The sequence below is a fragment of the Microbacterium sp. NPDC057741 genome, assembly GCF_042798735.1.
Taxonomy (GTDB): domain Bacteria; phylum Actinomycetota; class Actinomycetes; order Actinomycetales; family Microbacteriaceae; genus Microbacterium.
Genome location: NZ_JBHVJW010000001.1, coordinates 1324840 through 1337009, shown reverse-complemented (window position 1 = coordinate 1337009; position 12170 = coordinate 1324840). Strand labels below are relative to the sequence as shown.

Sequence of the window (12170 nt, the reverse complement as noted above, 5' to 3'; positions counted from 1 at the left end):
AGGTGCCCCCACCGGGATTCGAACCCGGACTGCAGCGTGTTTAAGACGCCTGCCTCTGCCGTTGGGCTATGGGGGCCTGTCGTCAGCCTAGCGACGGCGACCATCGGTGCGACTCAGTGCCATGAATGCTGAATCCGCGTTCCGTTGGCGGCGTCGACACCGTAAGGTGGGAGAGTGCTCGATCTCATCGACGAACTGAGCCCTGAACGGCAGACCTGGCAGGAGCCCGCGCGGTTCTGGCGCGCGCTGACGGAGGCGACCGCACACCTGCCCGCCCCTGTCGGCGTGATCGAGCGCGAAGCGCTGCGGCACAACGCCATGGACCTGCTGGTGCGCTCCGGTGGCATCCCGATCCGCGTGGCCTCGAAGTCGGTGCGCGTGCGCGGAGTGCTCGACGCGGTGCTGCGCATCCCCGGCTTCCGCGGCATCCTCGCCTTCACGCTCGCCGAGGCCCTCTGGCTGGCCGAGACGCATGACGACATCGTCGTCGGCTATCCCAGCGTCGATCGGGCGAGCCTCGAGCGCCTGCTGCGCGACGAGACACTGGCCTCGCGCGTGGCGCTGATGGTCGACGCGACCGAGCACCTCGACCTGATCGACAGCATCGTCCCGCCAGGGTCGCGCCCGGAGATCCGCGTCGTCATCGACGTGGATGCCTCGTACAAGGCGCCAGCGCTGGGGCACCTGGGTGTGCGCCGCTCGCCCCTGTTCACCGCGGCAGATGTCGCGGGCTTCGCCGCAGAGGTCGTGAAGCGCCCCGGGTTCCGCCTGATCGGCCTGCAGATGTATGAGGCGCAGATCGCCGGGCAGCCCGACAACGCCGGCGCGGATGCGCCGGTGATCCGGCTCATGCAGGCGCGTTCCCGTGAGGAGTTGCGGGTGCGGCGCGGGGCGATCTCCGCCGCCGTCCTCGACATCGCCCCGCTGGAGTTCATCAACGGCGGCGGCACCGGCTCTCTCGAATTCACCGGCAGCGACGAGGCGGTCACCGAGGCGACCGCCGGCAGCGGTCTGCTCGCCGGGCACCTGTTCGACGGGTACCGTTCGTTCCAGCCTGCACCGGCGACCGCATTCGCCTTCGACGTGGTGCGCAAGCCCACCGCCGACATCGCGACGGTGCTCGGAGGCGGCTGGATCGCCTCCGGTCCCGCCGTGGCATCCCGCCAGCCGATCCCGGCGTGGCCGGCCGGCCTGCGCACGATGCCCCGAGAAGCTGCTGGAGAGGTGCAGACGCCGCTGCAGGGCCCCGAGGCACGTGCGCTGCGCGTCGGTGACCGGGTCTGGTTCCGGCACTCCAAGAGTGGCGAACCGGCCGAACGCATCTCCGAGTACCACGTCGTGTCCGGCGGCGCCGTGATCGACGAGATCCCCACCTATCGAGGCGAAGGAAAGGCCTTTCTGTGACACGACCCGGCGGAACCTGGCAGAACTGGGGGCGGTCGGCGTCGGTCCGCCCTGTCCGCGTCGAGCGTCCGCGCACGCCCGAGGGCGTGCAGCGCGCGGTCAAGGCCGCAGCGAAGCAGGGCCTCACCGTCAAGGCTGTCGGTGCCGGGCACAGCTTCACCGGCATCGCCGTCGCGCCCGGAGTCCTGCTCGAGCTCGACGACATGCAGGGCCTGGTCTCGGCCGACCGGAAGACGGGTCTCGTCACGCTGCTCGCCGGAACCCGGCTGCACCGTATCCCCGGGCTCCTCGCGCCCTACGGGCTCGCGATGGAGAACCTCGGCGACATCGACCGGCAGTCGATCTCCGGAGCGATCTCGACGGGCACGCACGGCACGGGCGCGCAGTTCGGGGGCATCGCCACCCAGGTGCGCGGCCTCACGCTCATCACCGCCGACGGCGAGTTCCTGCGCATCGACGGCGAGCAGAACAGCGAGCTGCTGCCCGGCGCCGTCATCGGTCTCGGCGCACTCGGGGTGGTGGTCGAGGTGACGCTGCAGTGCGTTCCGGCGTTCGTGCTGCGGGCGGTCGACGCTCCGCAGCCGCTGGAGCAGGCGCTCGACACGATCCACGACCAGGTCGCGGCATCCGACCACGTCGAGTTCTACTGGCATCCGCACACCGACGTCGCGCTCACCAAGACGCAGGCCCGGCTGCCGGAGTCGACCCGTCGCGAGCCGCTGCCGGCGTTCGGGCACTGGGTCGACGAGACGGTGCTGACCAACGGCGTGTTCCGGGTGTTCTGTGCGGCCAGCCAGGTCGCACCGGGGATCATCCCGCCGTTCAATCGGCTCGCGGTGAAGCTGACCGGCGACGCGAGCTACTCCGACCAGTCGCACAAGGTGCTCATCCATCAGCGCAACGTGCGCTTCCGTGAGATGGAGTACGCGATCCCCGCAGAGCACGTCGTGCCGGCGTTCCGCGAGGTGCAGCAGCTGATCTCTGATCGGGGCTGGAAGGTCGAGTTCCCCGTCGAGGTGCGCTTCGCCAGGGCCGATGACCTGTGGCTGTCCACGGCGTCCGGACGCGACAGCGCCTACATCGCCGTGCACCGGTACTGGCGGGCAGACCCGCGCGAGTACTTCGACGCCGTCGAGCAGATCATGGCCGGCTACGGCGGCCGCCCGCACTGGGGCAAACTGCACTCGCTCACCGCGGATCAGCTGCGCGAGCGCTATCCGCGCTTCGACGACTTCGTCGCGCTGCGCGATCGGCTCGACCCGGACCGGATGTTCGGCAACCGGCACCTGGAGCGTATTCTCGGCGCCTGAACGGTGTCCGCGCTGCGGATGCCGCGCCGCTGCATAGGCATCCAGCAGCCGCGCAGTCGGTCGCGCTTAGGATTGACAGCACACGTCTGGAAAGGTTCTGCCCCATGGAATGGCTCGTACCGGTACTGATCGTCGTCGGCGTGCTCGTGCTCGTCGGCATCTATCTGTGGTCGACGTACAACTCTCTCGTGCAGGCGAACGTCCGCGTCGACGAGGCGTGGAGCGACATCACCGTCCAGCTCAAGCGCCGGGCCGACCTGATTCCGAACCTGATCGAGACGGTGAAGGGTTATGCCTCGCACGAGAAGGCGGTCTTCGAGAGCGTCACACGCGCCAGGGCCGAGACCCTGTCGGCGACCGCGCCGGGCGCGGCAGGCGTCGCGGAGGGGCACATGCAGCAGGCGCTGCGCGGCCTGTTCGCAGTAGCCGAGGCGTACCCGCAGCTGCAGGCCAGCCAGAACTACCTGCAGCTGCAGTCCTCGCTGGTCGACACCGAAGACAAGATCCAGGCGTCCCGTCGGTTCTACAACGGCGGCGTGCGCGAGCTGAACACCAAGATCAAGGTCTTCCCGAACAATCTGTTCGTCCGTGGTCTGGGCTTCACCGAGCGCGAGTTCTTCGAGGTCACCGACGGCAGCGCCATCTCGGAGCCGCCGCGCGTGCAGTTCTGAGCCTGAGAGCACGAGCCCGTCGGAACGAACCGGCGGGCTCTTCTCATGCCTCCCGCGGATGCCGGTGCCGCTCGACGGCCACCACACCTCCGTGCAGAGCGCGCGCAAGCGGTTCAGACGCATCGCCCCACCGTGACACACTGATGCGCTCCAGCCCCTGCCAGGAGGCCGCACGCACCAGCTCACCGGCGACCTGCTCCGAGTCGGACGCACGAGCCTGAGGCTCCCACCAGGCGGACTGCACCATGAGCACGGATGCCGCTCTGTCGGCCTTCAGGTCGACGCGGGCCACGATCCGGTCGCCCACCAGCATGGGCAGCGAGTAGTACCCGTAGCGGCGCCTCTCGGCCGGCACGTAGATCTCGATCCGGTAGTCGAGATCGAAGACGCGCAGGGCCCGGTCGCGGAACCACACCACCGGATCGAACGGGGTCAGCAGCGCCGCGCCGTCGATGCGACGGGGGAGCGCCGCGCCGGCGTGCTGCCACGCCCGCATCTGCCTGCCGCCGCGCTCCCATCCGCGCACTGTCACGGGGGCGAGTTCGCCCGACTCCGTCAGCTCGTCGATCGCCCGCTGCACTGCCGCGCGATCGCGGATGCGATGGTAGTCGGCGAGGTCGGCGGCCGTGGCCACGCCGTAAGAGCGTGCGGCCCGCAGGACGAGCTCGCGGATCGCGGCTTCCCTCGCCACCTCGCGGGCGAGCGCATCGCCGGGAATGACGTGCTCAGCGAGCGCGTAGCTGCGCTCGAAGCCGCGCCTGCCGGACACGGCGACATCGCCCAGGCGCCACAGATGCTCGAGCGCCATCTTCACGTCGTCCCAGTCCCACCAGCCACCGCGCTCGCGCGGCGCGTCCTCGCGCAGGTCCGCCGGTCGCAGCGGCCCGCGGCTGCGGAGCTCGTCGCGCACCCAGTCGAGCGTGCGTCCGTTCACGTTCAGCCAGGAGTCGGCGTCCCGCTCCCACTTGGCCCGGAAGTCCTGCATCCGGAACCGCCACAGCGGCCAGTCCTCGGCGGGCATGAAGGCGGCCTCGTGGGCGAGGTACTCCACATAGCGGCTCGACGGTGAGAAGAAGGCACGGTCGAACATCGCCGTGTCGTATTCGCCGAGCCGGGCGAACATCGGCAGGTAGTGCGAACGGGCGAACACGTTCACCGAGTCGATCTGCAGGACCCCCAGGCGCTCCATCGCGCGGTGCAGATGCCGCGATGAGACGGCGTCGGGCCGGCGACGGGAGAGCCCCTGCGCCCCGAGCGTCATGCGGCGGGCTTCGGCGGCGCTCAGGCTGACGGTCATCCGGCCAGCGTATCCGCGGCATCCGACACGCCTTCAGCGCGCCCCGTAAACTGAGGCGATGAGCGACGAGCGCAGGCCGCGATTCCGCAATCCGTTCCGTGCCGAGACGCCCTCCACGGAGCGCACCGTCTCCACGCCGGTTGACGACTACGTGCCGATGCCGCTGCGGGTGACAGCAGGGTATTCCTGGCGCATCCTGGTGATCGTCGCGGTCATCGCGGTGTTCATCTGGCTCGTGATGGAGCTCAAGCTCCTCGTGGTGCCGCTGATGGTCGGCATCCTCGTCACCGCCCTGCTGTGGCCCGCCTTCGACTGGATGCAGCGGCATCATTGGCCTCGCTGGCTCGCCGTCACGACCTCGTTGGTCGGCCTCGCCGCGATCGTCGGCGGCCTGATGACGCTGGTGGTCTGGCAGGTGCGCGAGCAGCTGCCGGATGTGCAGGAGAAGACGGCCGGAGCCATCGAGCAGATCAGACAGTTCCTGCTGGACGGTCCGCTGAACCTCGATGCGAAGCAGCTCCAGGAGTGGATCGACAAGGGCATGGCCCTGGTCAACGACCCGACATCGGTGCTGTGGTCCGGGGCCTGGGGCGTCGCCACGACCACCGCTCATGTCATGACGGGCGCCGTGCTCTCGGTCTTCATCCTGATCTGCCTGCTCGCGGACGGCGGCGGCATCTGGCGCTGGACAGTCAAACTCTTCCCTCGCGCCGCCCGTCCCGCAGCCGACGCCTCGGCCCGTGCCGGCTGGGCCACCGTCATCAACTACGCGCGCACACAGCTGCTCGTCGCCGCGATCGACGCGGTCGGCATCGGCGTGGGCGCGGCGCTTCTCGGCGTGCCGCTGGCGCTTCCCGTGGCGGTCCTCGTCTTCCTCGGCTCGTTCGTGCCGATCGTGGGTGCGGTGGTCACCGGTGCGATCGCCGTGTTCCTCGCCCTGGTCTACAACGGCCTGTGGATCGCGGTGGCGATGCTCGCCGTCGTGCTCGGTGTGCAGCAGATCGAGGGGCACCTCCTGCAGCCGCTGCTGATGGGCTCGGCCGTCAAGGTGCATCCGCTCGCGGTGGTGCTGGTCGTCGCGGGCGGCGCGATGATCGCCGGCATCCCCGGCGCCCTGTTCGCCGTGCCGCTGGCGGCCTTCGTCAACGTCGTCGCGGTCACGCTCGGCTCGGGGTCGTGGAAGACTGGGAAGACACCCGACGCAGACCTTATCTGGAGCACAGTGCCGCGCGAGCGGCGACGGAGGAATCGATGAGCGCAGTCCCCACGCTGGCGGAGTTCGAAGAAGCGGCTCGAAGCCTGTCGGGGGTGATCTCGCACACGCCCACCGAGCTTTCCCGCGCCCTCAGCGACGTGGTCGGGGCACCCGTGCTGCTCAAGCTCGAGAACCTGCAGCGCACGGGGTCGTTCAAGATCCGCGGGGCGAGCTACCGGCTGGCGCAGCTCACCTCCGAGGAGCGCACGCGCGGCGTCGTCGCGGCATCCGCCGGCAACCACGCCCAGGGCGTCGCCCTCGCGGCGCAGGCCCTCGGCATCCCCGCCACCATCTTCATGCCGCTGGGTGTTCCGGTGCCCAAGCTCCTCGCCACCCGCGGTTACGGCGCGGAGGTCGTGCTCGAGGGCGAGACCGTCGCCACCTCCCTGCGCCTGGCCGCTGAATTCGCCGAGCGCACCGGCGCCGTGCTCATCCCTCCCTTCGACCACCGTGACGTCGTGATCGGTCAGGGCACGCTGGGTCTGGAGATCATCCAGGACGTCCCCGACGTCGACACCGTGCTCGTGGGCATCGGCGGCGGAGGGCTGATCGCGGGCGTCGCCGCCGCGGTCAAGCAGGCTGCGGCCGCCGCCGGACGCACCGTCCGCGTCATCGGTGTGCAGGCCGAGAACGCGGCCGCGATGCCCCCGTCGCTCGAGGCCGGGCACCCCGTAGAGATCGCCACGCACCCCACGATCGCCGACGGCATCCTGGTCGCCAAGCCCGGCGGGATCCCGTTCCAGATCATCAGTGAGCTCGTCGACGAGGTGGTCACGGTCAGCGAGGACGACATCGCCCGCGCCCTGCTCGTGCTGCTCGAGCACGCCAAGGTGGTCGTCGAGCCCGCCGGAGCCGTCGGGGTCGCCGCGATCCTCGCAGGCAAGGTGCGCGGCACCGGGAAGACGGTCTCGATCCTGTCCGGCGGCAACATCGATCCGATGCTGCTGCAGCGCGTCGTCTCGCACGGACTCGCGGCATCCGGCCGCTACGCGACGGTGCGCATCCCGCTGCCCGACCGCCCCGGTCAGCTCGCAAGAGTGTCCGAGATCCTCGCGCAGGTGGGCGCCAACGTCATGGAGGTGCTGCACACGCGGCACGGGCAGGGACTGCAGATCGACGAGATGATCCTGCAGCTCTCGATCGAGACCCGCGGCCCGGAGCACACCCAGCTCACGCTCGACTCGCTGCGCGCGGCCGGCTACGAACCGCAGGTCGTCGCCGAGTAGCGCGCGGCGCCTGAAGACAAGAAGACGGCGGGATGCCCCATGAGGAGCATCCCGCCGTCTCTGAATTCCGGTGTCAGCCGGTGAAGGTCTCCACGCCGGTGACCTCGACCGAGATCGCGCGGCCGTTGGGCGCCTCGTAGCTGGTCTTGTCGCCGACCTTGAGGCCGATGATGGCCTGGCCGAGCGGGCTCGCCTCGCTGTACACGTCGAGGTCGGTGCCGCCGGCGATCTCGCGGCTGCCGAGCAGGAAGGTCTCCTCGCCACCGGCCACGAGGGCGGTGACGACGGTGCCGGGCTCGACGATGCCACGGCTGGCCGGGGCCTCGCCGACCTTGGCGGTCTTCAGCAGCTGCTCGAGCGTGCGGATGCGGGCCTCCTGCTTGCCCTGTTCGTCCTTTGCGGCGTGATAGCCGCCGTTCTCCTTGAGGTCGCCCTCTTCGCGTGCCGCTTCGATGCGCTTCGCGATCTCGTCACGGCCGATGGTGGAGAGGTGCTCGAGCTCGGCGACGAGCCGGTCGTAGGCCTCCTGGGTGAGGAACGGCACCTGGGTGTCAGCGGACACAGCGTGCTCCTTCGTTCGGGCCCCTTCAGGGGCATGGTGCGGCCCGCTGGGGGCCGGGGGATATGCCAAGACGCCCCGGCACTGGCCGGGGCGTCGGTTGTCTGGCACCGAGTCTAAGCGACCCTGCAGGAGTTCACCAAACCCGTCGTGGCCTGCGCGACGGTCGGCACCACGGTCGTGATCGCCTTCGAGTGCTTCTCGATCGCCGGGATCTCGACGACCTTCCAGCCCACGATGCCGAACTCCTCGTCCAGCGCCTCGACCACGCAGATCACGTCCTGACCGCGCGGCGGAGTGATCTGATAATGCACGGTGACGGTGTGCTGATCGGTGAGCTCGAAGCCCAGATCATCGGCGCCGACGGAGTTCATCTCGTTCACCACCGTCATCCAGCCGAACGCGCCGACCAGCAGCGCGGCGACTGCGCCCGCGATGATCCACGGCAGCCGGCGCTTCCGGGTGCGACCGTAGCGCTCGTCGAGTTCCTGGGCGGTGGTCACGGCTCTCCTGCGGCGTCGTTAGGCTGGTACATACAGGCTATTCGACCTGCCTATGAAAGGCGCACACATGCTCCCGTTCGCGGACACCCCGATGCCGACGCCGACCTCGACGGTCAACCCCGAGCTGGTGACTCCGGGCTTCGTCGGCTTCGCGATCGTGGTGGTCCTGGTGGTCGCGGTCATCCTGCTGATCTGGGACATGAACCGTCGCATCCGCCGTGTGCGGTATCGCGAAGAGGTGCGCGAGGAGCTCGACGCCGAGGAGGCCGCGGCACGCGAGGCCGAGCAGGGCGACAAGGACGCCTGAGTCAGACCCCGACGCGCTCGAACGCGTCCAGGCTGATGCCCCGGTCGAGGATGAGCCGGGCCCACTCGCGGGCGCTGTGCAGGCTGTGGTCGCGGTAGTTGCCGCACTCCACGGCCGAGACGCCGGGCACATCCGCCCACTCCGCATCCTCGGCGATGAACCGCAGGCTCTCCCGGATGCCGGCGACGACGTCTGCGACCGCCGGCTCGCCCCACACGATGAGGTGGAAGCCTGTGCGGCATCCGAACGGCGAGATGTCGATCACGCCGTCGAGGTGGTCGCGCAGCTGCGCGGCGATCACGTGCTCGATGGTGTGCAGCCCGGCGGTGGGGATCTCACCCTCGTTCGGCTGCACGAAGCGCACGTCGAAGTTCGAGATCGCGTCGCCGCGCGGACCCCGCTCGACCGAGATCAGTCGTACGTACGGTGCCTTGACGGCGGTGTGGTCCAGCGTGAAGCTCTCGACTTCGGCCATGGGGTGCTCCTCTGATCGGATCCGGGGATTCCGATGCTACCGAGGTCAGCCGGGCAGGCCGAGCGACGGCGAGTACGGCTGCAGGGAGATGAGCAGGCAGGCGGTCCAGTGGCACAGGAATGCCAGCACCGTGCAGACGTGGAAGATCTCGTGGAAGCCGAAGTGCCCCGGCCACGGGTTCGGCTTCTTCATCGCGTAGACCACGGCGCCCGCGGTGTACAGCAGGCCTCCGACGCACACCAGCACCATCATGGCGACGTTCGCGTGCACCAGGTCGACCATGTACATCACGGCGGCCCAGCCCAGCAGCAGGTAGAGCGCCACGTACAGCCAGCGCGGCGCGTTGATCCAGAACACCCGGAACAGGATGCCGAGGATCGCTCCGCTCCACACGACGATGAGCAGCAGCGCGCCCTTCTGCGGCGGCAGCGCAAGCACGGCCAGCGGCGTGTAGGTACCGGCGATCAGCAGCAGGATGTTGGCGTGGTCGATGCGCTTGAGCACCATCTTGGTCTTGGGACCCCAGTTGAACCGGTGGTACAGCGCGGAGTTGCCGAACAGCAGCATCGATGTCGCCATGAAGACGGCGGCCGCCCACTTCGCCGGCGTCCCCTGCGCGAGCACGATCAGCACGATGCCCCCGGCGATGGCGACGGGGAACGTCGCGGCGTGGATCCAGCCGCGCCAGGTCGGCTTGATCTCGACGGCGGCGTCCTGCTCGGCCTCTGCCAGCAGCGGAAGCTGAGGCATGTCGGCGGAGGGAGAGGGTCGGGTGCTCACGTGCTCACTCTAGGCTCAGCCGTATTCCGCGCGCCGTACATGATCGGCTCTCACAGCCGACGGCGGTAGCGTTGAGACGTGAACGCACGCACGAGTGATGGCCGGGGCCCGCTGTACCGGCTGTACGGCAACCGGCTGCGCAGGCAGCTGGATGCGGCATCCGTTCCGCACCACGTCGCGATGATGATCGACGGCAACCGGCGCTGGGCGCGGCAGCTGGGCTACGGCTCGGTCGCAGAGGGGCACCGTGCGGGAGCCGCGAAGATGCGCGAGTTCCTGGGCTGGTGCGACGAGCTCGGCGTGAAGGTCGTCTCGCTCTACCTGCTCTCCAGCGACAACCTGATCAAGCGCGACTCCCAGGAGATCGACGATCTCATCGAGATCATCGCCGAGCTGGCCGACTCGCTCTCGCGCGAGAAGGACTGGCGGGTGCAGCACGTCGGCCGCGCCGACATCCTGCCGCCCGAACTGGCGCGCGTGCTCGCCGAGGTGCAGGAGCGCACCAAGGACAACAAGGGGCTGCACGTGAACCTCGCCGTCGGCTATGGCGGACGCAACGAGATCGTCGACGCCGTGCGCAGCATCGTCGCGCAGCACGAGGCTTCCGGCGGCACCCTCGAGGACCTCGCCGAACAGCTCACTCCCGAGATGATCGGCGAGCACCTGTACACCGGCGGCCAGCCCGACCCTGACCTGGTGATCCGCACCAGCGGCGAGCAGCGGCTCAGCGACTTCCTGCTCTGGCAGAGCGCGCACAGCGAGTTCTACTTCGTCGAGGCGCTCGGCCCCGATCTGCGCCGGGTCGACTTCCTGCGCGCGATCCGCGACTTCGCCGACCGCGATCGCCGCTTCGGGCGCTGACCCCGGTTGTTCGGCAGGGACGCACGCGTTCCGGTCGCGATCCCGCATGGTCTTCGTGCTCGGTACTGTGCTCGTCTGCGACGGGAACCGTTGCCCAGCCGGCAGCGCGGCGTTCCCGTCGCGATCCGGCACAGTCCCCGGGCGCAACACTGTGCTCGGTTGCGACGGGAGCCGATGACGCGGATGTCTCGCGCGCGACGTGAGCGGCAGCGACCCCGTGACCCGGACCCCGAGCGAGCGAAGCGAGACGAAGGGCGCCTCTCGGGGTGCCAGACTGAGGCGATGAGCGCTTTCGACGAGTACGTGGCATCCTTCGGCAGCGGGGCCGGCTATCTGAACTGGGCGGCCTTCGGGCCGGTCTCCCCGGCGGTGCGTGCCGAGAGCCTCTGGGCGGTCGACCAGCTCTCCCAGGCGGATCCCGCCGCACACGCGCCGGTCTTCGCGCGCGCTGCGCAGGCGACGGACGCGATCGCCGAGCTGCTCGGCGCGGGATCCGACGAGGTCGTGCTGCAGGCGTCCTCGACGCACGGGCTCGCGCAGGTGCTGTACGGCCTGTCCGGCACCGTGATCTCCTCGACCGCCGAGTTCCCCAGCGTCAGCCTCACCGTCGAGCGCGCGTCGCAGGCATCGCACGGCGCGCTCACGCCGCGCTGGATCACCCCGGCAGGCGGACTCGTCACGACGGATGCCGTGGCCGAGGCGCTCGACGACGAGGTCACCGCGGTCGCCGTGAGCCACGTCGACTTCCGCACCGGTTACCGTGCGGACCTCGCGGCGCTGCGCGAGCTGATCGGCCCCGACCGGCTGCTCATCGTCGATGCCGTGCAGTCGTTCGGGGTCGTCGACGTGGACTGGGCGGCCGCGGACGTCGTCGCCGGCCACGGCTACAAGTGGCTGCGTGCCGGACGGGGCACGGGCTTCGCGCGCTACTCGGAGCAGGCGCGGTCCCGCATCCGTCCGGTGCTCAGCGGCATCACCGGCACGACCTCGGACGGGCTCTTCCTCGACGAGCTGCCGGACCCGGCGGCATCCGCCCGGGCGTTCACCGTGAGCCAGCCCGACCACTTCGCCGCAGTGCGCCTCGCCGCCGGGGTGGACGAGATCCGCGACGCGGGCGTCGCCGCGATCGAGGCGCGGATCGCCGAGCACCTCGACCGCATCATCGCTCTCGCCGACGAGCACGGCATCCCGGTCGCCTCGCCGCGCGAGCGGGAACGGCGCGCCGGAATCGTCTCTCTCGCCCCTGAGGACCCAGGCGCACTGTCGGCCGCGCTGAAGGATGCCGGCGTCGCGGTGACCGCCCGTGGCGGCGCTGTGCGGGTCGCCGCCCATGCCGGCACCGACGACGCCACCCTCGGGATGTTCGGAGCGGCGCTCGCCGCGTTCTGACAGGTGCTGTTCACGCGGACGTAACGATCTCGTCGCGTGTCGGTCGCAGGAACGCCCGTCGCGCAGTCGTACCTTCAAGTCATCGGACACCGCGTCCGGTCGGGTCGGCCACCAGGTCAGCGACTCGTGGCCC

Annotated in this window: 13 protein-coding genes and 1 tRNA gene; 8 read left to right on the top strand and 6 right to left on the bottom strand. The window is 69.8% G+C overall.

Annotated elements, in window-relative coordinates:
* Positions 1-3: 3 nt before the first annotated feature.
* A tRNA-Leu gene (locus tag ACFVDO_RS06460) sits at positions 4-76 on the bottom strand.
* A 98-nt stretch (positions 77-174) separates the two neighbouring features.
* Between ACFVDO_RS06460 and ACFVDO_RS06455 the strand changes: the two genes are divergently transcribed.
* The 3 genes from ACFVDO_RS06455 (at position 175) to ACFVDO_RS06445 (ending at position 3385) form a co-directional block, all read left to right on the top strand.
* Positions 175-1404: an amino acid deaminase/aldolase gene (locus tag ACFVDO_RS06455; protein ID WP_378859766.1), complete on the top strand. Its 1230-nt coding sequence runs from the start codon at positions 175-177 to the stop codon at positions 1402-1404.
* Positions 1401-2714, top strand: coding sequence for a D-arabinono-1,4-lactone oxidase (locus tag ACFVDO_RS06450; RefSeq protein WP_378859767.1), 1314 nt, complete (start codon positions 1401-1403; stop codon positions 2712-2714). Before ACFVDO_RS06455 ends, ACFVDO_RS06450 begins: the two co-directional genes overlap by 4 nt.
* Positions 2715-2818: 104 nt before the next feature.
* The gene (locus ACFVDO_RS06445; protein ID WP_378859768.1) at positions 2819-3385 is read left to right on the top strand and encodes a LemA family protein; all 567 of its coding nucleotides are present in this window, start codon (positions 2819-2821) and stop codon (positions 3383-3385) included.
* 43 nt (positions 3386-3428) lie between these two features.
* On the opposite strand, the gene ACFVDO_RS06440 is transcribed toward ACFVDO_RS06445, so the two are convergent.
* Complete coding sequence (locus tag ACFVDO_RS06440) at positions 3429-4682, bottom strand: winged helix-turn-helix domain-containing protein (protein WP_378859769.1); 1254 nt, start codon at positions 4680-4682, stop codon at positions 3429-3431.
* A gap of 58 nt (positions 4683-4740) precedes the next feature.
* Here ACFVDO_RS06440 and ACFVDO_RS06435 point away from each other — a divergent pair, with 58 nt between their 5' ends.
* Positions 4741-5937, top strand: coding sequence for an AI-2E family transporter (locus ACFVDO_RS06435; protein ID WP_378859770.1), 1197 nt, complete (start codon positions 4741-4743; stop codon positions 5935-5937).
* Positions 5934-7163: a threonine ammonia-lyase gene (gene ilvA, locus ACFVDO_RS06430; protein ID WP_378859771.1), complete on the top strand. Its 1230-nt coding sequence runs from the start codon at positions 5934-5936 to the stop codon at positions 7161-7163. Before ACFVDO_RS06435 ends, ilvA begins: the two co-directional genes overlap by 4 nt.
* Positions 7164-7236: 73 nt before the next feature.
* Here ilvA and greA read toward each other — a convergent pair whose 3' ends face one another.
* Both greA and ACFVDO_RS06420 read right to left on the bottom strand, forming a co-directional pair.
* Positions 7237-7725 carry a transcription elongation factor GreA gene (gene greA / locus ACFVDO_RS06425; RefSeq protein WP_378859772.1) on the bottom strand — a complete coding sequence of 163 codons (489 nt, stop codon included), beginning with the start codon at positions 7723-7725 and terminating at the stop codon, positions 7237-7239.
* Positions 7726-7838: 113 nt separating this feature from the next.
* Positions 7839-8225 carry a DUF4307 domain-containing protein gene (locus ACFVDO_RS06420; protein WP_378859773.1) on the bottom strand — a complete coding sequence of 129 codons (387 nt, stop codon included), beginning with the start codon at positions 8223-8225 and terminating at the stop codon, positions 7839-7841.
* Between the two features lie 67 nt (positions 8226-8292).
* On the opposite strand from ACFVDO_RS06420, the gene ACFVDO_RS06415 reads away from it, so the two are divergent.
* Positions 8293-8532: a hypothetical protein gene (locus ACFVDO_RS06415; protein WP_378859774.1), complete on the top strand. Its 240-nt coding sequence runs from the start codon at positions 8293-8295 to the stop codon at positions 8530-8532.
* A gap of 1 nt (position 8533) precedes the next feature.
* Here ACFVDO_RS06415 and ACFVDO_RS06410 read toward each other — a convergent pair whose 3' ends face one another.
* The gene (locus tag ACFVDO_RS06410) at positions 8534-9007 is read right to left on the bottom strand and encodes an S-ribosylhomocysteine lyase (RefSeq protein ID WP_378859775.1); all 474 of its coding nucleotides are present in this window, start codon (positions 9005-9007) and stop codon (positions 8534-8536) included.
* A 45-nt stretch (positions 9008-9052) separates the two neighbouring features.
* Positions 9053-9757: a hemolysin III family protein gene (locus ACFVDO_RS06405; RefSeq protein WP_378859785.1), complete on the bottom strand. Its 705-nt coding sequence runs from the start codon at positions 9755-9757 to the stop codon at positions 9053-9055.
* A gap of 108 nt (positions 9758-9865) precedes the next feature.
* Here ACFVDO_RS06405 and ACFVDO_RS06400 point away from each other — a divergent pair, with 108 nt between their 5' ends.
* Together ACFVDO_RS06400 and ACFVDO_RS06395 are read left to right on the top strand one after the other, a co-directional pair.
* Entirely contained in the window at positions 9866-10648 is a 783-nt protein-coding gene (locus ACFVDO_RS06400; protein WP_378859776.1) for an isoprenyl transferase, read from the top strand.
* Positions 10649-10930: 282 nt separating this feature from the next.
* Positions 10931-12037: an aminotransferase class V-fold PLP-dependent enzyme gene (locus ACFVDO_RS06395; protein ID WP_378859777.1), complete on the top strand. Its 1107-nt coding sequence runs from the start codon at positions 10931-10933 to the stop codon at positions 12035-12037.
* Positions 12038-12170: the final 133 nt, after the last annotated feature.

Excerpts from the sequence above, each read along its gene's own strand:
- ACFVDO_RS06445 (WP_378859768.1), top strand. The coding sequence starts at position 2,819 with ATGGAATGGCTCGTACCGGTACTGATCGTCGTCGGCGTGCTCGTGCTC.
- ACFVDO_RS06435 (WP_378859770.1), top strand. The coding sequence starts at position 4,741 with ATGAGCGACGAGCGCAGGCCGCGATTCCGCAATCCGTTCCGTGCCGAG.
- ACFVDO_RS06440 (WP_378859769.1), bottom strand. The coding sequence starts at position 4,682 with ATGACCGTCAGCCTGAGCGCCGCCGAAGCCCGCCGCATGACGCTCGGG.
- ilvA (WP_378859771.1), top strand. The coding sequence starts at position 5,934 with ATGAGCGCAGTCCCCACGCTGGCGGAGTTCGAAGAAGCGGCTCGAAGC.
- ACFVDO_RS06395 (WP_378859777.1), top strand. The coding sequence starts at position 10,931 with ATGAGCGCTTTCGACGAGTACGTGGCATCCTTCGGCAGCGGGGCCGGC.
- ACFVDO_RS06415 (WP_378859774.1), top strand. The coding sequence starts at position 8,293 with ATGCTCCCGTTCGCGGACACCCCGATGCCGACGCCGACCTCGACGGTC.
- ACFVDO_RS06405 (WP_378859785.1), bottom strand. The coding sequence starts at position 9,757 with ATGCCTCAGCTTCCGCTGCTGGCAGAGGCCGAGCAGGACGCCGCCGTC.
- ACFVDO_RS06410 (WP_378859775.1), bottom strand. The coding sequence starts at position 9,007 with ATGGCCGAAGTCGAGAGCTTCACGCTGGACCACACCGCCGTCAAGGCA.